General features: G+C 69.8%; 24 protein-coding genes and 3 pseudogenes. 16 read left to right on the forward strand and 11 right to left on the reverse strand.

Translation table 11 applies throughout. The features are described 5' to 3' along the window. From ACGFNV_RS37785 to ACGFNV_RS37815, 7 genes and pseudogenes are all read left to right on the forward strand, one after another. Positions 1 to 88: pseudogene (locus tag ACGFNV_RS37785) on the forward strand (IS5/IS1182 family transposase); the annotation flags it as partial. Positions 89 to 134: 46 nt separating this feature from the next. Further along, positions 135 to 734, forward strand: a complete 600-nt coding sequence (locus ACGFNV_RS37790) for a flavodoxin family protein (RefSeq protein WP_393628989.1) — start codon at positions 135 to 137, stop codon at positions 732 to 734. A 36-nt stretch (positions 735 to 770) separates the two neighbouring features. Beyond that, complete coding sequence (locus ACGFNV_RS37795; RefSeq protein ID WP_393628991.1) at positions 771 to 1,163, forward strand: nuclear transport factor 2 family protein; 393 nt, start codon at positions 771 to 773, stop codon at positions 1,161 to 1,163. Positions 1,164 to 1,194: 31 nt separating this feature from the next. Continuing rightward, on the forward strand, positions 1,195 to 1,893 hold the full coding sequence (locus ACGFNV_RS37800; protein WP_393628992.1) for a type 1 glutamine amidotransferase domain-containing protein: 699 nt from the start codon (positions 1,195 to 1,197) through the stop codon (positions 1,891 to 1,893). Between the two features lie 174 nt (positions 1,894 to 2,067). Further along, positions 2,068 to 2,937: a helix-turn-helix domain-containing protein gene (locus ACGFNV_RS37805; protein WP_393628994.1), complete on the forward strand. Its 870-nt coding sequence runs from the start codon at positions 2,068 to 2,070 to the stop codon at positions 2,935 to 2,937. 47 nt (positions 2,938 to 2,984) lie between these two features. Further along, a pseudogene (locus ACGFNV_RS37810) lies at positions 2,985 to 3,170 on the forward strand (alcohol dehydrogenase catalytic domain-containing protein); the annotation flags it as partial. A 352-nt stretch (positions 3,171 to 3,522) separates the two neighbouring features. Further along, on the forward strand, positions 3,523 to 3,627 hold the full coding sequence (locus tag ACGFNV_RS37815) for a zinc-binding dehydrogenase (protein ID WP_393629309.1): 105 nt from the start codon (positions 3,523 to 3,525) through the stop codon (positions 3,625 to 3,627). Positions 3,628 to 4,060: 433 nt separating this feature from the next. On the opposite strand, the gene ACGFNV_RS37820 is transcribed toward ACGFNV_RS37815, so the two are convergent. Both ACGFNV_RS37820 and ACGFNV_RS37825 read right to left on the reverse strand, forming a co-directional pair. Beyond that, entirely contained in the window at positions 4,061 to 4,930 is an 870-nt protein-coding gene (locus ACGFNV_RS37820; protein ID WP_393628996.1) for a helix-turn-helix transcriptional regulator, read from the reverse strand. A gap of 79 nt (positions 4,931 to 5,009) precedes the next feature. After that, positions 5,010 to 5,879 (reverse strand): helix-turn-helix domain-containing protein, encoded by an 870-nt coding sequence (locus ACGFNV_RS37825; RefSeq protein WP_393628998.1) that lies wholly within the window; start codon positions 5,877 to 5,879, stop codon positions 5,010 to 5,012. A 292-nt stretch (positions 5,880 to 6,171) separates the two neighbouring features. Here ACGFNV_RS37825 and ACGFNV_RS37830 point away from each other — a divergent pair, with 292 nt between their 5' ends. The 6 genes from ACGFNV_RS37830 (at position 6,172) to ACGFNV_RS37855 (ending at position 11,773) form a co-directional block, all read left to right on the forward strand. After that, complete coding sequence (locus tag ACGFNV_RS37830; RefSeq protein WP_393629000.1) at positions 6,172 to 6,504, forward strand: carboxymuconolactone decarboxylase family protein; 333 nt, start codon at positions 6,172 to 6,174, stop codon at positions 6,502 to 6,504. 95 nt (positions 6,505 to 6,599) lie between these two features. Next, positions 6,600 to 7,646 carry a zinc-dependent alcohol dehydrogenase family protein gene (locus ACGFNV_RS37835; RefSeq protein WP_393629002.1) on the forward strand — a complete coding sequence of 349 codons (1,047 nt, stop codon included), beginning with the start codon at positions 6,600 to 6,602 and terminating at the stop codon, positions 7,644 to 7,646. Positions 7,647 to 7,723: 77 nt separating this feature from the next. Further along, entirely contained in the window at positions 7,724 to 8,095 is a 372-nt protein-coding gene (locus ACGFNV_RS37840; RefSeq protein ID WP_393629004.1) for a DUF2255 family protein, read from the forward strand. Positions 8,096 to 8,160: 65 nt separating this feature from the next. Continuing rightward, entirely contained in the window at positions 8,161 to 9,747 is a 1,587-nt protein-coding gene (locus tag ACGFNV_RS37845; RefSeq protein WP_393629006.1) for a Na+/H+ antiporter, read from the forward strand. 56 nt (positions 9,748 to 9,803) lie between these two features. Next, positions 9,804 to 10,766, forward strand: coding sequence for an amidohydrolase family protein (locus tag ACGFNV_RS37850; RefSeq protein ID WP_393629008.1), 963 nt, complete (start codon positions 9,804 to 9,806; stop codon positions 10,764 to 10,766). Between the two features lie 20 nt (positions 10,767 to 10,786). Further along, positions 10,787 to 11,773, forward strand: coding sequence for an aldo/keto reductase (locus tag ACGFNV_RS37855; RefSeq protein ID WP_393629010.1), 987 nt, complete (start codon positions 10,787 to 10,789; stop codon positions 11,771 to 11,773). A gap of 9 nt (positions 11,774 to 11,782) precedes the next feature. Here ACGFNV_RS37855 and ACGFNV_RS37860 read toward each other — a convergent pair whose 3' ends face one another. Beyond that, positions 11,783 to 12,190 carry a zinc-binding dehydrogenase gene (locus ACGFNV_RS37860; protein WP_393629012.1) on the reverse strand — a complete coding sequence of 136 codons (408 nt, stop codon included), beginning with the start codon at positions 12,188 to 12,190 and terminating at the stop codon, positions 11,783 to 11,785. A gap of 135 nt (positions 12,191 to 12,325) precedes the next feature. Beyond that, positions 12,326 to 15,508: an amidohydrolase family protein gene (locus ACGFNV_RS37865; RefSeq protein ID WP_393629311.1), complete on the reverse strand. Its 3,183-nt coding sequence runs from the start codon at positions 15,506 to 15,508 to the stop codon at positions 12,326 to 12,328. A 726-nt stretch (positions 15,509 to 16,234) separates the two neighbouring features. On the opposite strand from ACGFNV_RS37865, the gene ACGFNV_RS37870 reads away from it, so the two are divergent. Both ACGFNV_RS37870 and ACGFNV_RS37875 read left to right on the forward strand, forming a co-directional pair. Beyond that, positions 16,235 to 16,840, forward strand: coding sequence for a dihydrofolate reductase family protein (locus tag ACGFNV_RS37870; RefSeq protein ID WP_393629014.1), 606 nt, complete (start codon positions 16,235 to 16,237; stop codon positions 16,838 to 16,840). 236 nt (positions 16,841 to 17,076) lie between these two features. Beyond that, positions 17,077 to 17,439, forward strand: a complete 363-nt coding sequence (locus ACGFNV_RS37875; protein ID WP_393629016.1) for a hypothetical protein — start codon at positions 17,077 to 17,079, stop codon at positions 17,437 to 17,439. A gap of 111 nt (positions 17,440 to 17,550) precedes the next feature. On the opposite strand, the gene ACGFNV_RS37880 is transcribed toward ACGFNV_RS37875, so the two are convergent. The 7 genes and pseudogenes from ACGFNV_RS37880 to ACGFNV_RS37910 all read right to left on the reverse strand — a co-directional run bounded on the left by ACGFNV_RS37880 (position 17,551) and on the right by ACGFNV_RS37910 (position 23,288). After that, positions 17,551 to 18,285 (reverse strand): alpha/beta hydrolase, encoded by a 735-nt coding sequence (locus ACGFNV_RS37880; protein WP_393629312.1) that lies wholly within the window; start codon positions 18,283 to 18,285, stop codon positions 17,551 to 17,553. Positions 18,286 to 18,771: 486 nt separating this feature from the next. After that, complete coding sequence (locus ACGFNV_RS37885) at positions 18,772 to 19,398, reverse strand: NAD(P)-dependent oxidoreductase (protein WP_393629018.1); 627 nt, start codon at positions 19,396 to 19,398, stop codon at positions 18,772 to 18,774. A 65-nt stretch (positions 19,399 to 19,463) separates the two neighbouring features. Continuing rightward, positions 19,464 to 20,153, reverse strand: coding sequence for an NADPH-dependent F420 reductase (locus ACGFNV_RS37890; RefSeq protein ID WP_393629019.1), 690 nt, complete (start codon positions 20,151 to 20,153; stop codon positions 19,464 to 19,466). Continuing rightward, positions 20,137 to 20,277: an NAD(P)-binding domain-containing protein gene (locus tag ACGFNV_RS37895; RefSeq protein ID WP_393629021.1), complete on the reverse strand. Its 141-nt coding sequence runs from the start codon at positions 20,275 to 20,277 to the stop codon at positions 20,137 to 20,139. The genes ACGFNV_RS37890 and ACGFNV_RS37895 overlap by 17 nt, the downstream gene beginning before the upstream one ends. Before the next feature lie 547 nt (positions 20,278 to 20,824). After that, positions 20,825 to 21,226: pseudogene (locus ACGFNV_RS37900) on the reverse strand (hypothetical protein); the annotation flags it as partial. Between the two features lie 13 nt (positions 21,227 to 21,239). Beyond that, positions 21,240 to 22,055, reverse strand: a complete 816-nt coding sequence (locus ACGFNV_RS37905; protein ID WP_393629023.1) for a phosphotransferase — start codon at positions 22,053 to 22,055, stop codon at positions 21,240 to 21,242. A 231-nt stretch (positions 22,056 to 22,286) separates the two neighbouring features. Next, positions 22,287 to 23,288 (reverse strand): helix-turn-helix transcriptional regulator, encoded by a 1,002-nt coding sequence (locus ACGFNV_RS37910; protein ID WP_393629025.1) that lies wholly within the window; start codon positions 23,286 to 23,288, stop codon positions 22,287 to 22,289. A gap of 160 nt (positions 23,289 to 23,448) precedes the next feature. Here ACGFNV_RS37910 and ACGFNV_RS37915 point away from each other — a divergent pair, with 160 nt between their 5' ends. Further along, positions 23,449 to 23,871, forward strand: coding sequence for a VOC family protein (locus tag ACGFNV_RS37915; protein WP_393629027.1), 423 nt, complete (start codon positions 23,449 to 23,451; stop codon positions 23,869 to 23,871). The last annotated feature ends 25 nt before the right edge of the window (positions 23,872 to 23,896 follow it).

Here is a 23,896-nt window from a genome sequence, read left to right on the forward strand (position 1 = left end):
CTGGGAACGGCGGGCCGACATCCACGAAGCTTTCCTCAAACTCGCCTGCTGCCTGATCGCCCACCGACAACTCAGCTCATTGTGTTAGCCGTTGTTAGTCCCGCCGAAGAAATTATTCAAGGAGAAAGATCACCATGTCCCATCCCGGCGGGCCCACCGTCGCCATCGCCTTTCATTCGGGCTACGGCCACACGGCCGTGATCGCCGAAGCCGTGGCGCGTGGTGCTGCGGCAGCGGGCGCCGAGGTCGTCTCGATCTCCGTCGACACCATCACCGACGAGCAGTGGGCACAGCTGGACGGCGCCGACGCGATCATCTTCGGCGCCGCGACGTACATGGGCACCGCCTCCGCGGCCTTCCACGCCTTCGCCCAGGCCAGCAGCAAGCGCTGGTTCCCCCACGCCTGGGTGGACAAGCTCGCCGCGGGCTTCACCAACTCCGGCGCCAAGAGCGGCGACAAGTCCTCCACCCTGGGTTACTTCGCCACCCTGGCCGCCCAGCACGGTATGCACTGGATCAGCCTGGGCCTGCTGCCGGGCTGGGACTCCACCAAGGGCAGCGAGGACGACATCAACCGGCTGGGCTTCTTCCTGGGCGCCGGAGCCCAGAGCCCGACCGACGCCGGCCCCGAGGCTGTCCACACGTCGGACATCGCCACCGCGGAGCACCTGGGCTCGCGTGTCGCCCGGCAGGCCGCGATCTTCCGCGCGGGCCGGACCGCCCTCGCCGCCTGATCACAAGCCCCTCTTTTTCCCCGCAAGGAGTACCCCATGTCCGATTCCCCGAGCCTCGCCCTCATCCGCCGGGTCTACGAGTCCCGAATGGCACCCGAGGTCACCAAGGAGGTGATGGCTCCGGACTTCGTCTGGGACATCACCCCCGGCTTCCCGAACAGCGGTGTCTACCACGGCTGGGACAGCGTGGCCACGGACTTCTTCGGCAAGACGATGCCGAACTACGAGTCCTTCGGCGCGGTGCCCGAGGAGTTCTACGCGGACGAGGCCGGCCATGTCTTCGTCTACGGCCACTACCACGCCGAGACGAAGACCGGGAACACGGCCGACATCCGGTTCCTGCACCTGTGGACCGTTCGGGACGGCCAGGCCGTACGGATGCGACAGATCGCCGACAGCCACGTCCTCCAGGAAGCCCTCAAGGGCTGACACTCCCCTCATCCCTCATCAGGAGCTCCCCATGGCGAAGATCCTCTTCGTGATCACCGCGTCCGACCACTGGACGCTGGCCGACGGAACCCGCCAGCCCGCCGGTTTCTGGGCCGAGGAGGCCATCGGCCCCTACCAGGTCTTCAAGGAGGCCGGATACGAGATCGCGGCGGCGACCCCTGACGGTGTGCCGCCCACGGCGGACGCGCTCAGCCTCACCGCGGAGTTCAACGGAGGCGAGGAAGGCGCCGAGCGCATGCGTACCGCGCTGCGGGAGGCCACCGAGTTGGCGCACCCGATGCGCATCGAGGACGCCGACATCGACGACTACGTGGCCGTCTTCTACCCCGGTGGCTGGGGTCCGATGGAGGACCTGCCCGACAACGCCGCCTCCGGCAGGCTGCTCACCGACTGGCTCGCCTCCGGCAAGCCCGTGTCCCTGGTCTGCCACGGCCCCGCGGCCCTGCTGGCCACCATCGGCCCCGACGGCTCGTCCCCCTTCTCCGGCTACCGCCTGACCGGGCTGTCCAACGCCGAGGAGAGGCAGAACGGTCTCGCGGACCGCGCGAAGTGGCTGCTGCAGGACCGCCTCGTGGGCGACCTCAAGGCCGACTACCGCGAGGCCGACCCGTTCACCCCGCATGTCGAGGTCGACCGCACCCTCTACACCGGCCAGAACCCGTACTCGGCCGCCCCCCTCGCCCAGGAGTTGGTCAAGGCGCTGAGCTGACGACCCGGACATGCCTCCGCCGGTGGCCCGGTGCGCGCTCGCGCCCCGGGCCACCGGCCCAGTCGCAGGCAGGACCGACCACGAACGCGAGGGGATCGTCGTCCACTGGCCGATCAGCCAGGGGAGGGATCTGTCCCCCTCACAAGATGCTGCGTTTGTGCCAGGCTGAAGGTCATGAACCGCAACCCGCATCTGAACGAGCTGGGTGAGTTCCTCAAGGCGCGCCGTGCTGAGCTCACCCCCTCCGATGTCGGTCTCCGCGGCGGGCAACGGCGGCGTGTGAAGGGGCTGCGCCGTGAGGAGGTGGCGCTCCTCGCCGCGATCAGCACCGAGTACTACACCCGGATCGAGCAGGGCCGGCTCCAGGCGTCGGCTCCCCTCCTCGACGAGATCGCCCAGGCCCTGAGACTGAACGACGACCAGCGCACCTATCTCCTGAACCTCGCGGCGAAGGAGAGGGTGCGCCCGTCCGCGTACCGCGAGCGCCAGCAGGTGGACCCGCAGCTGCAGCGCATGCTGGACGATCTCAGCGCCTCCCCGGCCTTCGTCATCGGCCGGTGCACCGACATCCTCGGCTGGAACCAGCTCGCCGCCGCCCTGTGGACCGACTTCGGGCGCTACCCCGAGCAGGAGCGTGTATTCGTCCGGCTGCTGTTCACCGAACCCTGGATGCGCGAGCTGTACGTCGACTGGGAGGAGGTCACACGGCTGGCCATCGCCCAACTGCGCATGGAGAGCGCGCGCTACCCCGACGACCAGCCTCTCACCGCACTGGTCGAGGAACTCTCCGCCCGTGACGCGCAGTTCCGGCAGTGGTGGACCGAACACGACGTCGCGATGCGGGGCAAGGGCGTCAAGAAGCTGCGTCACCCGGTGGTGGGCGAGCTGACCCTCGACTGGAACACTCTCACCTGCGGCACGGATCCCGACCAGCACATCATCGTGTGGAACGCCGAAACCGGCAGTGCGTCCCACGACGGGCTGCGCCTCCTCGCTTCCTGGGCCGCCGACCAGAAGCCGACGGCGTCCGACGCGACGACCTGAGCGCTTCTCCTGTACCGGAGGCCGTTCCGGGGGAGGTGCGTATCCGGGTGCGCGCCGCGACCGTCAACGCGGTCGACGCCCTCCAGCGCGGCGGACCCGCCCGGTCCCCGGAGGCCCGGCCGCCGTTCGTTCCCGGCATGGAGGCCGTCGGCGCCGTGGATCAGATCGGCGCGGGTACGGACACGGACCTGAGCGTCGGTGACCAGGTGATGGCGGTCGTGCTCGCCGACGGCTTCCACGGCGCCTACGCCGAGCAGGTCGTGGTTCCGGCGGAGTCGGTGGTCCGCGCGCCGCGCGGCGCGAGTGACGTTGAACTGCGCGCCGACACCGTCCTTTGTCGCGGCGCCGAGTACCCGGACCGGTCCGCGCGGAGGTCCCAGCAGGCGCCGACGGACTCCTCCACGGCGCCTCGCTCGGCGCTCTCACCGCCCGGGCGGTGCACGAGGGCGGCCGGGTGGTCACCCTGCGCGGCTACGACGGTCCCGGTGAACGAGGCATGGTCCACGAGCCGATCGTCGTGTTCCGCTACGCCCGGGAGCGCGCCGAGCTCGACCGGCTGCGGCAACAGGTGGAGGACGGCACCAGATCACCCCCCGGTTCGCCAGAACGTTTCCGGCGGAGCAGGCCGCCGAGGCGCACCGGCTCCTCGCCGCGGGCGGTGTGCGTGGCCGGCTGGTTCTGACGTTCTGATGCGGGGCCGTACAGGCTCTGAGGCGGCGGCCCTCGACGCCACCGCGCGGGGTGTGGCCGGACGACGTACGACGTCCGGCCACATGTGCTGTACAGCCAGGTGCCGGTGCCGGTGATCCAGGACGCCCTGGACGAGATCGAACAGCGCCGTCTGGCCACCCCCACCCGCGAGGTCATGGACCTGCTCCGCACCGACGCGGGGCGCAAGGCCGCGGCAAAGCTCTCGGCGGGCCGCCAGGACTTCTTCGCCGAACTGCTCGGCGACTGGTGGGGACCCGACCGGCCGACGGACCTGGTCGAACTGGTCGATGAGTTGTCGTCACAGCTGTCGGGTCCGACGGGGATCGACCGCACGTTCCGGCGCGCCGGAGGGACCGCGCCCGTCGCGCATGATCCCGGGGGCAGGCACCATTCCCACCTGGACCCGGAGGCCTCAGGCTGCCGCATCCTGTGGGGGCCGGCCCGGGTCCGCAGTCCACGACGCCAGGAAGAGAAGCCCGTCATGGGACGGGGTCCCGGGATCGGCGGTCGCGATCAGCAGCTTCTGTGTCGGGTCGGCGGTGCACGTCAGGCTGTCCCAGTCGAGGGTGAGGTCGCCGACGATCGGGTGGCGCAGCCTTTTGGTGCCCATCCGCAGGCCGTTCATCTGGCGGCCTACCCACCACTGCCTGAAGTCGGCGTCGGCGACCGACAACTCGCCGACGAGCGCCGCCAGCCCGGGATCGCCGGGGTGCCGTGCGGCCTCCAGGCGTAGATGGGTCACGCAGGTCCGGGCGTTCGTCCTCCAGTCGAGGCAGAGCTCCCGGAAGGCGGGGTCGGTGAACATCAGCCGCGCGTAGTTGCGCTTCTTCGCGGGCACCTTGTCGAAGTCGGTGAGCAGAGCGGCTGCCAGAGGATTCCAGGCGAGGATGTCCAGGTGCCGGCCGATGAGGAGTGCGGGGCTCGTGGTCAGCTCGTCCAGGATGCGTCTGAGCTGCGGGTGAACCTTCTGCGCCGGCCGACGGCGCGGTTCGCAGGCGCCGGCCGCCGCCAGCTCGAACAGGTGCTCGCGCTGGTCGTCGTCGAGGTGCAGGACGCGGGCGAGCGTGGCGAGCACCGTCCCCGACACGGGGGCACGCCCCTGTTCCAGCCGCGCGTAGGCGTGGGTGCTGATCCCCACGAGCTGAGCGACTTCCTCACGGCGCAGCCCGGGCACTCGCCGAGGCGCCCCGGGCTCGGGCAGCCCGACGGTCCGCGGGCTGAGTCGGGCCCGGCATGCCTTCAGGAATTCTCCCAGTTCAGGCACATGCGCTTTGGTGTACATAGCAGCGAGTGTCGCAGCACTCAGTCGGAATGTGAGGGGGAGATTTTTCTCCCAGGTTTAAGGGATTACGGGACAGCCCTTAGCCGGCCTGGCCGGCCGTGAGCCCGCCGGGCCGGCCGGTGACCCGCGAGGCGAGAGCGCGCAGTCCGTCGTACGACGGCGTGCCCGGCTCCGCCGTCCAGACGACGAGTTCCTGATCGGGATCGCCGCCGCAGACGAAGGTGTCGCAGTCCAGGACGAGTTCGCCCACGAGAGGATGGTGGAACCTCTTGACGCCCGCCTTGCGCGACGGCAGGTGACGGCTCCCCCACCATTGGCCGAAGTCCCTGTCCTCCACGGAGAGTTCGCCGACCAAGCTGGTCAGCTGCGGATCCTCGGGGTGTTTGGCGGCCTCCATGCGCAGATGGGACACGCAGTGACGCGCGATGGTCCGCCAATCCGCGTAGAGCGTCCGCATGGACGGATCCGTGAAGAGGATGCGGACGCAGTTCCGCCCGCCTTCCGGCACCTCCGCGAAATCGGTGAACAGGGCGGCGGCGAGCGGATTCCACGCCAGGATGTCCATACGACGGCCGATCACCACGCCGGGACTCGAGGTGAGTTCGTCGAGAAGGCGGCGCAACGGCGGGTGGGCCTTCTGCGTGGCTGGTCGGCGCTGTCGTGCCCGTTGCCGGCCGACCAGCTCGAACAGGCGGTCACGCTGGTGATCGGACAGGTGCAGGACATGGGCCAGAGCGGCCAGCACTGACGCGGACGGCTGGATGCGGCCCTGCTCCAGCCGTGTGTAGTAGTCGGTGCTGATGGTGGCGAGCAGGGCGACCTCCTCCCTGCGCAGGCCCGGCACACGTCGGCCACCGGTGTCGGGCAGTCCGACGGTGCGCGGGGTCAACTCGGCCCTCCGCGCCTTGAGGATTTCTCCCAACTCCTTCAGATGCGCGTCGCCGCTCATGACGCCAGTGTGGCATCGCTCGGTCGCCGGGAGGGGGGTAAGGATTTCTCCCCTGGATAAGGGATTCCCCGGATGGAATTCTCCCCTTTGCGGGTTCCCGGGAAAACGACAAAGTCGGTGACGTGTTCGACGATCGGGATGATGAGCGACCTCTGGAATCCAGTATTCCTTTGGCACGTGGAGGAGGCGAGGACAGACGGCGGACGGATGTCCGCTTCCTCGGCAACGGCCTGGCGCTCACCGGTGACCCGCACACTCCCCCCACCCGAACCCACGCCAGGAGCACCACCTCATGTCCGAACAGAAGAAGTTCGCGCCGCCGGCCATCCAGGAGTTCGCCCCCAAGCTCGCGGAGGTGACCGACACCGTCCTGTTCGGCGACATCTGGGAGCGGCCGGGCCTGTCCCCGCGGGACCGCAGCCTCGTCACCGTCACCGCTCTGGCCTCCCTGTACCGGGCCGACCAGCTCGGCTTCCACCTCGGCAAGGCCCTGGAGAACGGTGTCACCAAGGACGAACTCATCGAGGTCATCACCCATCTGGCCTTCTACGCCGGATGGCCCAACGCCATGACCGCGATGACACAGCTCAAGGAGATCGTGGAGAAGGCCGACCAGTCGGGCTGACGCCTCTTCGCCGCCCGCACGTCGCGGGCTCCCCCACACACCGCCGTCGTACGCCCGCGACAGCACGACAGTCACGACGAGAGCTGGGAGGCACCATGCGAGCAACCATCCTTCACGCGCCGGGTGACATCCGGGTGGAGAGCGCCCCCGAGCCGAAGATCACGGCACCGACTGACGCGATCATCCGCACCGTCGCCACCTGCGTGTGCGGCTCCGACCTGTGGAGCTACCGGGGCGTCCTGCCGGTCGCCGAACCGCAGCCGATCGGTCACGAGTACGTCGGTGTCGTCGAGGAGGTCGGCAGCGACGTATCGACCGTCAGGCCGGGGCAGTTCGTCATCGGTTCCTTCGTGGCCTCCGACAACGCCTGCCCGATCTGTCAGGCCGGCTACCAGACCTCCTGCCGACACGCGCAGTGGGTCAACGGCGCCCAGGCCGAGTACGTCCGCATCCCTCTTGCCGACGGCACCCTGGTCGCCACCCCGGAGGAGCCGGACGAGGATCTGGTCCCGAGCCTGCTGACCCTGTCCGACGTCATGGGCACCGGCTGGTACGCCGCCAAGGCCGCCGAGGTCGGGCCCGGTTCGACAGCCGTGGTCGTCGGTGACGGCGCGGTGGGTCTGTCCGGGGTCATCGCCGCGAAGGAGCTGGGCGCCGAGCGGATCATCGCCATGAGCCGGCACGAGTCCCAACAGAAGCTGGCCCTGGAATTCGGCGCCACCGACATCGTCACCGAGCGCGGCGAGGAAGGTGTCGCCCGCGTCAAGGAACTGACGGACGGCGTCGGCGCCGACTCGGTCCTCGAGTGCGTCGGCACGCAGGAGTCGATGCAGCAGGGCCTGCGCTCCGCGCGTCCGGGGGGCAACGTCGGCTTCGTCGGCTTCCCGCACGGTACGCGGATCGACGGCCAGGAGCTCTTCTTCTCGCACGTCGGCCTGCGCGGTGGCCCCGCTCCGGTGCGCGCCTACCTTCCCGACCTGATCGACCGTGTCTTCCATGGTCGTATCAACCCGGGCAGGGTCTTCGACCTCACCCTGTCCCTGGACGAGGCAGCCGAGGGTTACAAGGCCATGGACGAGCGCCGCGCCATCAAGACGCTGCTGCGTCCGCGACCGGAAGAACTGACTGACCGACAGACATGACCAGCCAGGCGATCGCCACCGTCGAGGCGTACTTGGATCCTCCCCCCCACCGGATCACGAGGATGGGAACACACCCCATGACAACCTGGACAGGCGACGATCTCGACCGCATCGCCGAGGCCGACGAACTGGAGATGGCCCCGCTCCGGCGTGACGGCACACTGCGCGCGCCGGTGCCGATCTGGGTCGTCCGCGACGGCGACGACCTGTACGTCCGCTCCTTCCGTGGTACGCACGGCGGCTGGTGGCGCACCGCCGTCGCGACCCACGTGGGCCACGTCCGCTCCGGCGGTGTCGACAAGGACGTCACCTTCGCCGAGGTTTTGGACCCCGAGACCAACGACCGCGTCGACACGGCGTACCGGAGCAAGTACGGCCGTTTCGGCGGCACGTACGTCGATCCCATGGTGGCGGCACGTTCCACGACGCTGCGACTGCTGCCCACATGACCAGGACGATTCCCGTCGAACCCGCTGAGCCGCCGCCGGCCAGCCCCGCACCGGAGTAAGTGTTCATGCTCGGTCTCGAACTCGTCGTCGTCCTGGGTGCGGCGGTGCTGGCGGGAAACTTCCTGGGACAGCGCTTCCGTGTCGCGCCACCTGTCGTGCTCCTGGTCCTGGGCGCCCTCATCGGCCTCGTCCCGGCCGTCCGCCAGACCCAACTCCCGCCCGAAGTAGTGTTGTTGCTCTTCCTTCCGGTACTGCTGTACTGGGAGAGCCTGACCACGTCGATGCGGGAGATCCGCTCGAACCTGCGCGGCATCGTTCTGCTGAGCACGGTGCTGGTGATCCTCACCGCAGGGGCGGTGGCGGTCGCGGGGCACGCACTCGGGCTGCCGTGGGGACCGGCGTGGGCCTTGGGCGCGGCTGTGGCGCCGACCGACGCCACAGCGGTGAGTGCCCTGGCGGGTTCCCTGCCGCGCCGTCAGATCACGGTCCTGCGTGCGGAGAGCCTCGTCAACGACGGCACCGCCCTGGTGATCTACGGCCTGGCGGTCGGTATCACCGTGGGCGAGGAGCACCTCACCCTTCCGCACGTAGGCGCGCTGTTCCTGCTGGCGTACGGCGGCGGTGCCGCGGTCGGCGTCGCGGTCGCCTGGGTCAACATGAACCTGCGTCGCCGACTGGAGGATCCCCTGCTCGGCAACCTGGTCATGATTCTCGCCCCGTTCACGGCGTATCTGCTGGCCGAGTTGATCCACGCCTCGGGCGTCCTCGCGGTCGTGGTGAGCGGCCTGATCATGGCCCAGGTGGCGCCCGGTCTCATCCGCGCCGAGCACCGCCGACAGGCACTGGCCTTCTGGCCGCTGGCCACGTTCATCATCAACGGCGCACTGTTCGTCCTGGTGGGAGTGGAACTTCAGTACGCGCTGCACCACCTGAGCCGGTCCGACCTCACGGACGCCCTCATCGCGATCGGGGCGGTCAGCGCGGTCCTCGTCGCGGTCCGGTTCGCCTTCCTGTTCTCCTCCGCCTACCTGATCCGCGCGATCGACCGGCGTCCCGAGCAACGGCTGCGGAGAATGAGCGACCGGGCACGTGTCGTCAGCGGGTTCGCGGGGTTCCGTGGCGCGGTGTCTCTGGCCGTGGCCCTGTCGGTGCCCGAGGCCCTGGACTCCGGGGCGCCCTTCCCGGACCGCGCCTTCATCGTCTTCGTCACCTCCGGCGTCATCGTGGTGACCCTCGTGGTGCAGGGGCTGTTGCTGCCGGGCGTGGTGCGCTGGGCCCGGCTGCCCCGCGACACCTCCGTCGACGAGGAGCAGATCCTCGCCGAGACCACGGCGACCGAGGAGGCCATCAAGGCGCTCCCGCAGCTCGCTGCCGAACTGGGCACCACCCCCAAGGTCGCGGAGTGGCTGCGCCAGGAGTACGAGGCCAACCTGGCGACCGTACGAGCACGGGGCGCGGGCACCGATGACGATCCCGCCCTGCTCCACAACCGTCATTACTCCGACCTCCGCCTCGCCCTCATCTCCACGAAGCGGGCCACCGTCGTCCGTCTGAGGGACGAGTCGCGGATCGACGACACCGTGCTCCGCCGGCTCCAGGCGGCCCTGGACAACGAAGAGGTCCGGCTGACCGGAGGCGAGCAGGTGGAGTAGACGCAGCGACCTCCTGGCCTGGACGACCCAAGCTCACGAGAAGGAATCCCGCCGCCATGACCTCCGGCCTCATCGACGTCCACGCCCACCTCCTGCCCGACTTCTACGTCGAGCAGGCGACTGCGGCGGGCCACGCCCATCCCGACGGCATGGGCGGTTGGCCATCGTGGTCCGTGCGCGACCATCTGGACCTGATGGACCGCAACGGCATCTCGACCGCGATGCTCTCCCTGTCCTCTCCCGGCGTGCACTTCGGTGACGACAAGGCGGCCCGTGTCCTCGCCCGGCGTGTCAACGAGTACACCGCCGAAGTGACGCGGGATCACCGGGGCCGCTTCGGCACCTTCGTGTCGCTTCCGCTGCCGGACGTGGACGGCGCGTTGGAGGAGATCGCCTTCGCCTTCGACGAACTGGGCGCCGACGGGGTGGCGTTGCTGAGTCACACCCACGGTGTGTACTTGGGCGACGAACGCCTCGAGCCGGTGTTCGCTGAGCTGGACCGGCGGGGAGCCGTGATCTTCGTGCACCCCACCTCACCCGTGTGCTGGGAGCAGTCCGCTCTCGGCAAACCGCGTCCGATGGTCGAGTACATCTTCGACACCGCCCGCACCGTCACGGACCTGGTGATGGCGGGCGTCCTGGCCCGTCACCCGGACCTGCGGGTGATCGTCCCGCACTGCGGTGGCGCGATCCCGGTCCTGGCCGACCGCATCAACGAGTTCATGCAGCTCTTCGTGCCTTCGCAGGAGGCGCACCCGCGCAACGCCGTGCAACAACTGCGCGCCCTGTATTACGACATGGCGGGTACGGCCTTCCCGCGCCAGGTTCCGGCCTTGCTGAAGCTGGTCGGCCCGGACCGCGTGCTCTTCGGCAGCGACTACTGCTGGACGCCGGCGCCCCTTGCCGACGCCCACATCGCGGCGATCGACGCGGCTGAGCCTCCGGCGGAAGGCGGCACGTGGCGCTCGCTCACCACGGCGAACGCCACGCGCCTTTTCGCGCAGGCGGGGCCGCGGTGAAACATCCACAAGGAGGAAGAATGCACACACGAACCCTCGGACGCGACCTCCGGGTCTCCGCCATCGGCCTCGGCGCCATGGGGATGTCCCAGAGTTACGGCCCCAACCCCGGTGACCGGAGCGACATGATCGCCGTTCTCCGTGGAGCCGTCGATCGGGGGGTCACGTTCTTCGACACCGCGGAGGTGTACGGCCCCTACGTCAACGAGGAACTCGTCGGAGAGGCCCTGGCCCCGGTGCGCGACCAAGTGGTCATCGCCACCAAGTTCGGATTCCGCATCGAGGACGGTGCGGCCGTCGGACTGAACAGCCGGCCCGAACAGATCCGCTCCGTCGCGACGGCCTCCCTCCAACGGCTGGGAGTCGAGAGGCTCGACCTGTTCTACCAGCATCGTGTCGACCCGGAGGTGCCCATCGAGGACGTCGCCGGCACGGTGGGCGAGCTCGTGCAGGAAGGCAAGGTCCGCTGCTTCGGGCTGTCGGAGGCCAGCGCGCAGACGATCCGGCGCGCCCACGCGGTCCACCCGGTGACGGCGGTGCAGAGCGAGTACTCGTTGTGGACCAGGGATCCCGAGCCGGAGGTGCTGCCGACGTGCACGGCACTCGGCATCGGATTCGTGCCCTTCAGCCCGCTGGGCAAGGGGTTCCTGACCGGGGCGGTGGACGCCTCGACACCGTTCGCGGCCGACGACGTGCGGACCACCATTCCCCGGTTCACGGCCGAGAACCGGGCGGCGAACCAGGCACTCGTCGAGCACATCGCCGCCCTCGCGACGGCCAAGGACGCCACACCGGGGCAGGTGGCCCTCGCCTGGCTGCTCGCCCAGCACCCGTCGCTCGTGCCGATCCCCGGAACCCGGCGCACCGCGCGCATCGAGGAGAACGCCGGCGCCACACACGTTCCGCTCTCCGCGGACGAACTGTCGGGCCTCAACGAACTCGCAGGACGGATCGGGGTCAAGGGAGACCGTTACAACGAGCACCACATGTCGCTGGTGGACAAGTAGGGGACGTGCTCAGCTCTCCTGGGGTCGCAGGAGCACCTTGCCGCGCGCATGGCCGGACTCGGTCAGCTCGTGCGCCCTGGCGGCGTCGGCGAGCGGGAAGCTGCGGTCGACGCGCACACGCAGCCGGCCGTCGGCGGCGAGTCGGGCGTGGTCGGCGAGCTGCGGCCCGAACCGTCGGCCGCCAATGGAGAAGGTGATGCCCATCTCGAAGGCCCGTGCGTCGTTGGTGGTGACGATGCGGTCCGTGGTGCCGCCGCGCAGTTCCACGGAGACATCCAGGGCGTCGAGGAAACCGTGCCCGGCTGGGGCACCAGACTCGTCGCCCGCCTCCCGCTCGCCCCGCCCCCCCAGCACCGACGTCGAGCAGCTGCGCACCCTCAGCACCCGCCTGCGGCAGGCAGCGTCGTCCAGGTTCACGAAGTCTTTCAGGATCTCGGCACCGGTCCAGCGCTGAAGGACCGGTGCCGGGGCCCGCAGGCTCCTGGGCCGAGGCCCCACGACAGTAGTGAGGGCGGGACCGAGGAGCCTGAGAGGGCCGGGGAGCCGGGGTCGTCAGGTCGCGCAGCAGCTTTCGCGGCGGATGATCTGGCCGACCGTGTGCCAGTGCTCGCTGTCGCCGACCGTCCGCTCGGCGGTGAGGCGGTGGGGGCCGACCACGTCCTGCGGGCTGTGCACGATGCCGTCGCGCATCACCCAGGAGACGCGCGTCAGGTCGGTGAAGTCCTGGAAGGGGTTGCCGTCGATCACCGTGAGGTCGGCCAGCTTGCCGGGTTCCGCCGTGCCCAGATCGTCGGAGACGCCGAACATCCGGGCCGGCACGACGGTGGCCGTGCGCAGGGCCTGAGCAGGGGAGAGACCGGCGTACTGGTGGAGGGCGCGCAGGCCGAGGTGGACCTGGAGCCCTACGGGGGCGAGGGGGGAGTCGGTCCCCATGGCGAGCGTGCCGCCATCGGCGATGATCCGCCGGTAGGTGGCCATCTCCATGCGCAGTTGGCGCAGTTGTTCCTCGGTGGGCCGGGACTTGGCGAGGGCCTTCACGGTGACGGTGTCCCACGGGGGCATGAGGGTGGTCACCCGGGGGTCGTCGGCCAGGGCCGGGTCGTCGCCGAGCAGGTAGAGGGCGTTGAAGGGGGTGATGATGATCTCGAATCGGCCGGTGCGGTAGATCTCGTGGACGTCCTCGTAGGTGTGTCCGGTGGCGGACGCGGAGCGGCCGTACTCCTGGCGCTGGGTCGCCGTCAGATGCGTCGTCAGGTCCTGGCCGATTTGGATGCCGGGCGTCAGCAGGTGGCTTCCGGCGGGGACGCCGAGGCCCTCGTGGGCGGTGCGTGCCGCCTCCGCCATGATCCAAGCGGGGGCACGGACGTACGTCTTGAGAAAGTCGTAGTCGAGTGCGACGGCTCGTTGGAGGGTGCGGCGCAGGCCGTCAGAAGTGGTGTGGGCGCGGCCCATGCTGTACGCGACCCTGCTCCCGTCGATGAGTTCGCCAGTGGTGAGCAGGCGGGGGCCGGCGATGTCGCCGCTGTCGGCGGCTTCGCGGAGGCGTGCCTGCTCGTAGGCGAAGCCGCCCAAGGAGACGTTGGTGGTGATGCCGTAGGCGAGCATCAGGCTGGTCTGACGGCCGCCGTAGATGTTCTGGTACGGGTGGGTGTGCGAGTCCCACAGGCCGGGGATGACGGTGGAGTTGGAGGCGTCGATCCGCTGTTCGCCCGCTTTCCCGGCACCGGAGCGGTGCGGTTCGACGGCGGTGATGCGGTTGCCGGTGATGATGACGTCGACGTCCTCGCGAACGGTGTCCCCAGTGCCGTCCCACAGCCGCCCGGCGTGCACCCGGGTCACGGCGGTGCGGGTCGGCAGACGGCGGGCGGCCGCCAGCCGGACCGGAAGCGTACGGCGCCCGATGCCGTCCCGGTTGATCAGCCGCAGTCGGCCGCCGGAGAGGTAGAGCAGACGACGGGAGTCGCCGGACCACGACGGGTGGTCGGCCGGTTCGTCGGTGATGCGCTGCGGCCGGCCGGCGGGTGTGCCGTCCGGGGCGACGGGAAGAATCCACAGCGCGGACTCCACGACCAGCGCCAGCGATGTTCCGTCGGGCGACCAGACGGGTCCGCTGTCGCAGCGGTCGGACACGGAGGTGTGGGGCAGGGGCAGGAAGGCCCTGGAAGAGCCGTCCCGGGTGTCGATCACCCGGATCACGTTGTAGCCCTCGCGGAACCGCTGGTTCAGCCGGTTGCGGTCGCAGACGGCGATGTACCGGCCGTCCGGGGACCAACTGGGGCGACCCGGCAGGCCGTTGCCGCCGAGGGGCGCGGCCAGCTTGGTTTCAGCGCCTGAGGCGACGTCGACGAGGAGGAGGTTCCCGGTGGTGTCCTGACAGGCGAGCCGGGCGCCGTCGGGAGAGAGGGCCGGGTTGAGGCGGCCGCCGGTGGCCATGACCGTGTCCTCACCGGTGTCCGGTGAGAGCCGGTGGACGGCGGCCAGACCGTCGCCGCCGGCGTCTGCGTCGTAGGCGTAGACGATGCTCCTGCCGTCCTTGGCCCAGGAGGGCATCTGTACGTACCCGGATGGGGCGGCCTGGAACAGCTTGCGGGGCCGGCCGCCGATGGGCATCAGCCACAGGGCGTTCAGGGCGGCGAAGACGACGGATCCGCCGTCGGGTGAGAGCGCCGGGAGGTGGATGCCGAGCACCGGCCGAGGGGAGGTGGAGTCGAAGTCGCGTGCCTTGCGGCGGTACACGGGCCTCGGGACATTCAGCGCTGCGGTGAACGGGATGTCCACGGCCGGTTCCAGCGAGGGGCTCAGGGCCTTGAGCCGGCCGTCGGCGAAGTGGAGCAGGCCGCCGTCCGGCGTCCAGCAGGGCGGGAGCGGCGAGACATCATCGGTGCCCGAAACCGTCCGGCCGTCCACGATCAGGGCCGACGTCGCGGCGGAGAACTGGGTCCCGCCGGCGGTCCACACGAAGGCCAGGCGGCCGTCCCGGGAGACGGCGGGGCACATCAGCGTGCCGGAGTCCACCCTGCGTACCACGGTGACCTCGCCACCCGCGGCCGATACGGAGGCGATGGTCCGTGCTCCGGCGGCGTCCGAGCGCACGAACAGGATCCGGTCGCCTTCCGGGTGCCAAGCAGGGTCGTAGTCCTCGACGTCCGGCCGACTGGTCAGGCGGGTCAGCTCACCGGTCGCCACCTCGACGATCCAGATGTCGTACGAACTGCCCCGCACCGGGTCCCCACCGCGCTCGGAGGCGAAGGCGATCCGCGTGCCGTCCGGTGACCAGGACACACCCCGGTCGTCCCACGGGCCGGAGGTGAGCCGGCGCGGGTTCGAACCGTCCGGGGCCATCGTCCAGACGTGGAAGCCGCCGCCCTTGTAGGAGCAGAAGGCGATCGCCGAGCCGTCCGGCGACCAGGCGGGACGGGTCGGTTCCAGGTCGGGAGCGGTCAGTGCGGTCGCAGTTCCCCCACTCCGGGGCAACGCCCACAGCACACCCTGCACCTCGATGACGAGCCGACCGCCGTCGGGCGAGACGGTCGCGGAGGCGTTGGTGGCTGTGGTGAACGTCAATGTCCGGGCATACGGGCCGACTTCCTCGGGCTCGCCCGCCGACGGGGTGAGAGGTGATGCCGCCGCGGAGGGCGCCGAGAACGGAACGAGCGCGGTACCGACACCCCCCAGGGCCGCCGCGCCCAGGAACCCCCGCCGGGTGACACCGGCGGGAAGCCGTCCCGCGGGCATCCCGTCAGATCCGTCGGCATGAAGGTGTGCGGGCGTGCCCGCCAGGGGGGCGGTCGGCTCTTCGTCGGACGGTTCGCCGGGGAATCCCCGCGCGGCTGTGATCATGAGGAAAGCTCCAGGGGTGGAGAGACCTGACTGGCATTCACATTGCTTGTATGCCCAAAGAAAACCGGCGGAGAGAAGTGACCAAGCCTCAGCACTCCGGCGCCCAGAGGATGCTGCTTGCGTAGGGACGAGGCGCTGGTACAGCAGGCGTTCCTTCGCCATGGCGGAGCTGACGGGTGTGGCCTCGGGTGACGTCCGGGATGCGGGCCCCGGAACCGCATCAGTCCTCACCGATCACCGTCGTCGGGTCGGCTGACCGGCCACCGAGGCCGTAGGAGACGGTGATCGTACTCCCCGCCGACGGCGGGTTCGTGGCCGACTGACGCGGCTGGCAATGGGCGATCCACAGAACACTGGAAGCATGCGGCTCCGCGGCGATGGTCTTGTCTCGATCGGCGGGGTCGAAGAATGGAGCGTGCTTCTCCTCACCCCCTGGGTGGGCCCGTGAACTTGCGGCGCGACGGAGTCATCACACGTTGGCCGGGCTGGGCGACCAGCCCCGGGCAGCCGACGTCAGCGAGGGGACGGTGGCAACCTGTGGTCGTTACTCCACAGCGTGGCCGATGAGTTTGTGGCTCCCGGCCGGTCCAAGCTCGTGACACCCTAGGAAAGGACACCGCCATGTCGGAGCTTCTCGTCGACTTCATCACCTCCCTCGACGGCTACGCATCGGGAGAGGGATGGCCCGGGTTCTGGGGCCTCGAGGGCCCGGAGTACCTCGCATGGCTCGGCGAGCAGCCCGAGGCCACCTACCTGATGGGAGCGAACACCTACCGCCTGATGTCGGGCTTCGCCGCAGGCGAGGTCCCGAAGGGCCAAGACGAGTTCAGGCCCGAAGAAGAGGCGTCCGTCGACGAGCTCACGCAAGCATCCAAGGTGGTGTTCTCCTCCTCACTCGAGGAGCCACTGACGTGGGCCAACTCCACGCTCGTCCGCGACGACGCCGTCGAGGCGGTCCGCGCCATGAAGTCGAGTGGCTCGGGGCTCCTCAGCACCATCGGCAGCCTCAGCCTGTGCCGGTCCCTGCTCCGAGCCGGACTCGTCGACCGCTTTCGGGTCGTGATGTTCCCGGTGATCACCGGGGCCACGGGCGAAGAACGCATCTACGACGGCTATCCGGACGTTGCCCTCGAGATGATCGAGCACCGCACCTTCGACGGCCGCATCCAGCTGGTCGAGTACAAGCCCCGCGTGCTCGAGCACCCGCCGCTCGGCGTCCCTGCGTGACGTCGCCCCGTCCGCCGGTCTGACCGGCGCCGACGGGCGCGGAGCAAGACCGAACAGGGGGCGAACGGCCAACGTCAGGACGCCCGGTCCATCGTCGCTGTGCGGCGGGAGGCCCCATCGCCCACACCGCCTCGCAGTCCGGACACGGCCGACGGGAATCCCGCTCGCTCAAGACGCTCACCCTCGCCGCGTCCACGGGCGGGCCGGCCTTCCCCTACGGCCGGCAGGCGCTGCGGGTGCACCGCCGCCGCCAGGAGACCGGGCGCAAACAGTCACGCGAGACCGTCTACGCCGTCACCAGCCCGGATGGCCACCAGGTCACCCCGGCTGACCTGGTGGCCGGATACGTTCGCGGACACTGGGCAGTGGAAAACTCCAGCCACCTTGCGAGGGGCCGGACCTTCGCCGAGGCCGCTTTCACGGTCCACACCGGCACCGCACCACGGGCCATGGCATCGCTTCGGAACCTGGCGATCGGACGCCTGCGACTGCTCGGCGCGACGAACATCGCCAAGACCACCCGGGCGATCCGGGACCTACCCGAACACGCCGCGTGGATCATGGGCATCACCGACGGCCCGCACCCTCCGGGAACTTGAAGCCGCCCTACTCGCGGTGCAGAGAGCCGGGGAAGGCCGGGACCTGTCCCTGGATGAGCAGCGCCCTGGCCAACACGACTACCGTCTGGCTGGTGGCCTTACGGTCCGGCGTCACTTCAGGTGTCGGGTGAAGAACTGGGACGCGGCGTCCCCCGCGAACTGCGGGACGCCAGTGTGCCCGCCCATATTGGCGTGCAGCGTCTTCTCCTTGGAGCCGAAGGCGTCGAACAGGTCCAGGGCCGTCTGCCGGTCGTTCCCTTCGTCGTCCCACTGCAGCAGGACGTGCAGAGGAATGGTGACCCGGCGGGCCTCCTGGAACATGGCGCGAGGAACGAAACTCCCGGCGAACAGAACAGCGGCCGAGATGCGCGGCTCGACCACCGCCAGCCGGGTCCCGATGGAGATCACTCCCCCCGAATACCCGACGGGGCCGCCGATCCCGGGCAGAGCAAGGAGGGCATCCAGGGCGGCCTGCCATTCCGGGACCGCCTTGTCGACCAGGGGGAGGATGAGGGCGTCGATGATCTCGTCGCTGACCGGCTCGCCTGCCTCCACGGCCCGGCGCAGGTCGGCGAGGGCCTGCTCGGCGGCGGGCCAACGGGGCCGGTCGCCGCGTCCGGGAAGCTCGAGGGTGGCCGTGGCGAAGCCGTCCGCCGCGGCGTGCCGGGCTCGGGCCACCAGTCGAGGGTACGTCTTGCGCAGCCCGAGAGGAGGGGGGCCGAGCAGGATCAGCGGCGCCGGTGCGGATGCGGATCCGGGCGTCCACAGGATGCCGGGGATCTCGCCAAGGGTGAATTCGCGCTCGAGGACGCCGTCGTCGAGGCGCTGTTCGGAAGTGAACTGCATGGTCGTGCCTTTCGGGAGTGCCATGGAATGGCGCTCCCGGACGACCTATCGCCCGACCGTGACCTCAGAGGGGAGCACCCATGTCGATACTGCGTTCACGGGTACCACCTCCTCGCTCTGGCTCTCTTGCACGGCTTCCGGAAACGTAGCAGTGGCTGCCGTGATTCCGCCAACGGGTTTTTGCGGTGGCTCAGTGGCCGAACACCACGGCGTCGGAGTCTCGCCTGTCACTGGTCGGGATGCGCACGTCCGCCACCGATTCGCGATGGGAGCCTCGGTGCGTACCACCACAGCGGGGTGCGCCGCTCCCGGCCGATGCAGGGGCGTGCGCGGGCCGCGTCCCTGAGGCTGGCCCGGTGACTTCACCGCCCGTCCCGCCGGGCGGCGCCGGTGAGTGGGAGACCGGTCATGCCGTGCCGGGACGTCACGATGTCCGCCGTAAAGGGCACCGGCAAGAAGTCCGTTCGGTGGGGGGACCTGGGCTCGTCAGTCCGTGATGACGGCGTCGCGGTCGATCCACTCGGGGCTGTGGGCCGCCTTGTGCAGGAAAGCGGCGACGTCCGCACGGCTGATCTTCGGGTTGCCCTTCATCGGGAGACGGTCGCCTGCGCGGTAGGTGCCTTTGGCGGGGCCCTTGGTCAGCAAGGTCGGGTAGACCAGCGTCCAGTCCAGACCACTGGAGCGGATCGCCTTCTCGGAGAGTTCCTTGTTCGCGTAGATGTTCCGCAGGAACGTGCGGTACATGATCTTCTGCGCGGCGCTCGCCGACTGACAGGTGTCGCCCACGCCGAACGAGGACAGCCAGACCAGGCGTGATACTCCCTCCTCCTTGGCCGTGCTGATGACGGCCTCCGCAGCGCGGGTGAACAGGTCGTCGGCGCGCACGGATGTGCTCCTGCCGAGGGCCGAGATGACGGCGTCCTGGCCGACCATGGCCTTGACGACATCCCTGTGCGAGGTGGCGTCTCCGGCGACCACGTTGACCTGGTCTGCCAGGTCCTCGAGGGCCTCCGGTCTGCGGGCCAGGACGGTGACCGTGTCGCCGGCCGCGATGGCCAGGTCGACGACGTGGCGGCCGGTGGGGCCTGTCGCACCGAGGATCAAAATGTTCATGAAATGCATCCTTCGTCCGAGAAGTGGGATGACCCGGACAGGCCACTCGTGCGGGGCCTGTCCGGTCAGATCAGGTGTGCCGGACCGGCAAGGGGCTGATCAGGTGTCAGGCCACCACGCGGTCGGCGGTGAGTATGCGGGGGGTGCCGGCGAGCAGGGTGCGCAGCCGTGCTGCGGGCAGCGGGACGCCCGGGTCGGCGGGGGGGCGGCGTCTGCGGCGGGGTGCCGGTGCGGAGGCCTTCGCTCACCTGTGCCCAGAAAGCCCTGATGCCGGCGGGGTCGACGTAGTACGGCACCGCGTAGGCGGCGGTCTCCGGCTCGAAGCGCCAACTGTCGGCCAGGGGGCCGGCGTCGACGGTGTCGAAGCCCAGCCGGCTGATCAGGTCCGCGGCACTCGCCTTGGCCTGCGGGTCGTCGCCGGCGATGGGCAGGGCGGTGCGGTCGGTGGCGCCCGTCGGGCGGGCGAGGGCGGGGATGTGAAAGTCGCTGATGCTGTTGAACGCCTTGACGAGCTTCGCGCCGGCCAGGTGTTCCTGGACGAGTTCGCTGGTGGTGGTTCTGCCCGAGTCGAGGACCTCGATGCGGCCGTCGCGGAACGGGTAGTAGTTGATCGTGTCGAGCACGACCTTGCCCGCCAGTGCGGCGGCGGGAAGGTCCCGGTAGGCGGCCAGCGGAATGCTCACCACCACCCAGTCGCCCGCCCGGGCCGCCTCCTCGGGCGTCGCGGCGCGGGCCCGCTCACCGAGTTCCGCCACCGTCTCCGCCAGGGTCTCGGGGCCGCGGGGGGTTGGACAGCACGACGTCGATTCCAGCCGCGACCGCGAGCCGGGCGATCTGCGTGCCGATGTTGCCGCTGCCGATGAAGCCGAGTGTTGCCATGAAGGGGCCTCTCCTCGATATCGCGGACCGTGCCGTCCGCCGGGGGTTCGGTAAGGAGTCATGCGCAGGCGGCAACATGCGGGCGAAGGCCGAGGCGGCCTCCCGCGCCACAGAAGCGGAGCAAGCGCTCCCCTTGCCCGAGCCGACAACCCACGGGGACGGGCCCAGGAGCGACTGACGCGCCTCCTTCCCGCAGGAGGCCTGCGCAGCCGGCCCAGCGTCGTCAAACGCTAGATGTCCAACTACCGGCGCAAACGGGTCAAGCACCGCGTCTGGCCCCAGCCCACCCACGCCGGCATCCGAGCAGCCCGCCTCCAAGGACCCCCAACCCGCAACCGCGTAAGGCAACGACACTATCGGGCATACCATCACACTGGGCAACATTCCGAAGGGATCAGCCCTTTCCCGATGGCCCCCGTCAGAGCAACCCTGGGCCGCCGCCGATGGTGGTGGTGGCCGGCGTCACTCCTGGGCCGTAGCCACCGTTGATGATCGTCTGCCAGGGGTGTTCGAGGTGGCCCTGCCCGTTTCTGAAGAACACCCTGACCGGGGCGGGCAGCGCCTTGCGGGCGATCTTGCCGTTGGCGGTCAGCGGCAGGGTCTCCCGTACGACGAAGGCGGCGGGGACCATGTAGTCGGGCAGGGACTGTGCGGCGGCGGCGCGCAGGGCGGCCGGGGCAGCCGGGGCAGCCGGACGGTCCGTCTCCGGTACGACGTAGGCGACGAGGCGCTTGTCTCCGGGGGTGTCCTCGCGGACCACCACGGCGGCCGCGTCGATGCCGGGATGGGCCGTCAGGACGGCCTCCACCTCGCCGAGTTCGATGCGGAAGCCCCGGCTCTTGACCTGGTCGTCCACCCCGCTGACGAATTCCAGCAGTCCTGCGGCCGTCCAGCGGGCCAGGTCACCGGTGCGGTACATCCGGGATCTGGGCGGGCCGTACGGGTTGGCCCCCTTCTGGCCGTCACTCCAGCAGGACAGTCGTGAACCTCTCGTGGTGCGTCACCAGCCATTCCTGTATGCGGTCCCAGCGTTGCCAGCCACCGCGCTCGGCCAGCGCCTGGGTGTAGACGGGGTCGCCATCGGCCACTCGGTCGGCGACGAAGGCCCGGCAGCATACGGTGGCCTGTTCGATGGCGCCGGGCAGTTCAGCGCGGTCCTGCGGGGAGAGGCCGTAGCTGTCGGCGAGGATCCGCAGTCGCGTCGGGGCATCCAGCCCTGCGGGATGCAGAGCCGTCGCGGATTCGGGATCGAGCATGGGGACCCAGTAGCGGGCGGTCATGGCGACGTCCCACAGTGGTCGGCCGGGGGCCGCCATGTCGAAATCGATCAGGGCAGCCGCACGACCGTCGCGGAAGACGACGTTCTCCGGACACACGTCGTTGTGGCACAGCATCGTCCCTCCCTCGGGGTCGGCCAGATCCCGGGGCCACTCGACACCTGTGTCGACCGCGATGGTCGCGCTGGCCTCGTGCAGGCGCCGCAGCAGGCTCCCCACCGATCTCAACGCGGTCTGCGTCATCACCCAGCGTGGAAACGGTGGCAGGGCGACATCGCCGGGGATGAAGGTCAGCTGTTCGCGGCCGTCCGCCGTGAGACGGACCGGCGTCGGAGCCGCGTTGAAACCGTGCTCTTCGAGCGCGAGGAGGTGGGCGTGGAGGGCGCGCGCGGTGCGCGGGGCCGGGCGTTCGACCAGGTCGCCGCGCCGGAAGATCGCGCCCGCGTTCACCATGCCGCCGACCAGTGCCTCGTCGTCCGTCGCTTCGCCCTCAGCTGTCATGTCGATCACGTTATCGCCAGGTCGGCCGTGTGAGGGACGCCAGGCCGCCGCCCACCTCCGCCGCCCCTGGGAGAAGCCCGCCGCGCCCGGCCGGCTCACCCCTGTCAGGGTCCGCCGCGGTATCACCGAGGTTGCACCCGATCCGCTGGAGCGGTGGGGTGCTTGGCGAGAGCGAGGGCCCTTGATGCTGCTGGACCCCCGAAGGGCTGACGTGGTGGTGCGGTTGGTTCTTTACGGTGTCGGGCCGGTCTGTGGTCCTGTGGTGGCTGCGGCGGCCCGGGTGTAGCGGATGGCGAGATCGGCGAATGCGGTGATCAGTTGGGGTGGGCCGCTGACTTCGATCTCAGCGTCGAAGCGGCCGAGGGCGGCGGCGAGGCCGGTCCAGGACCAGGAGCCGAGGGTGAGCCGGCAGTGGTGGGGACCGAGTTCCTCGACGATTCCGTCCCCGGCGAAGGGCGCGACCTCGGCTGCCGGAAGGTGGAGGACGACTTCGCCGTGGCAGGGCCAGTCGGTGGTGGTGCCGTCGTTGCCGCGGAACCGACTGGTGACGAAGGCGGAGACGTTGCCGCCGGGGAGTTCGCGCGGGGTGAAGCGGGGGCCGGTGGGTGTACGGGGCCGGATGCGGTCGACACGGAAGGTGCGCCAGTCCTCGCGGCCGAGGTCCCAGGCCACGAGGTACCAGCGATGCTGCCAGGTGACCAGGTGATGGGGCTGTACGTGGCGGACGTCGTCGTCTGAGGCACCTGTGCCTGACACGTAGTCCAAGCGCAGTTCCTCGCGGGCGTGGACGGCGCGGCTCAGGTCCACCAAGACCTGAGCGTCGACCTGAAGGGTGTCGTCGGCGGTGGGAGGTTGGACGGCGGTGATGCGCAGCAGGTCTATGCGGTGGCGCAGGCGGGGCGGCATGACTTGGCGGAGGGTGGCCAGGGCGCGGGTGGCGTCGTCGGCGACGGTGGTGCCGGTGGCCGCGGTCTGCAGCGCGACGGCCAGGGCGACGACCTGGCCGTCGTCGAACAGCATGGGCGGCATCTGGGTGCCGGCCTCCAGGCGGTAGCCGCCGCCCGGTCCTTTGACCGTACTGATCAGGTAGCCGAGTTCGCGCAGGCGGTCGATGTCACGGCGCACGGTGCGCGAGGTGACGGCAAGACGCCCGGCGAGATCCTCTCCCGGCCAGTCACGGTGCGTCTGAAGCAGCGACAGCAGCGCGAGCAGCCGGGAGGACGTTTTCTGCATGAGACCCATTTTCACCGAAGTACAGGACCCGTCCTGTCCTCTACCTCCGCCAAAGTGGCGTTCGAGCCGCTGGGGAGCGCATCGCTCCCGATCACGGCCGCCGCCCCGCGCTCGGCGGCCGACGGCGCGTTCACCACTCGATCGAGGCAAGGAGCAGGACATGTCCGTCACGACCACTACGCACCTCAACTTCCGGGGCAACGCACGTGAGGCGCTGGACTTCTACCAGTCCGTCTTCGGCGGACGCACGGTCGCCGTCACCTACAAGGACGCCGGCGCCGTGCAGAACGAGAGCGAGGCGGACTGGGTGATGTGGGGCGAGGTGGCCGGCGCGGGCGGCTTTCACGTCATGGCCTACGACGTTCCCTCGCAACTGCCGTGGAACCAGGGCGAGAACCCGTTCTTCCTCTCCGTACGCGGTGACGACACCGCGGAGATCAGCGCCCTGTGGGGCAAACTCGCTGACGGTTCGACCATCGTGCGCCCGTTGGAGCCCGCACTGTGGGCGCCGTTGTACGGCATGCTCACCGACCGATTCGGCGTCACCTGGGTCCTGGACGTCACCGCCCCGTACAACGGCTGAGCGGCTTTCCGTGATCTACACAACC

It is taken from the genome of Streptomyces sp. NPDC048751, from assembly GCF_043198595.1.
GTDB lineage: Bacteria > Actinomycetota > Actinomycetes > Streptomycetales > Streptomycetaceae > Streptomyces.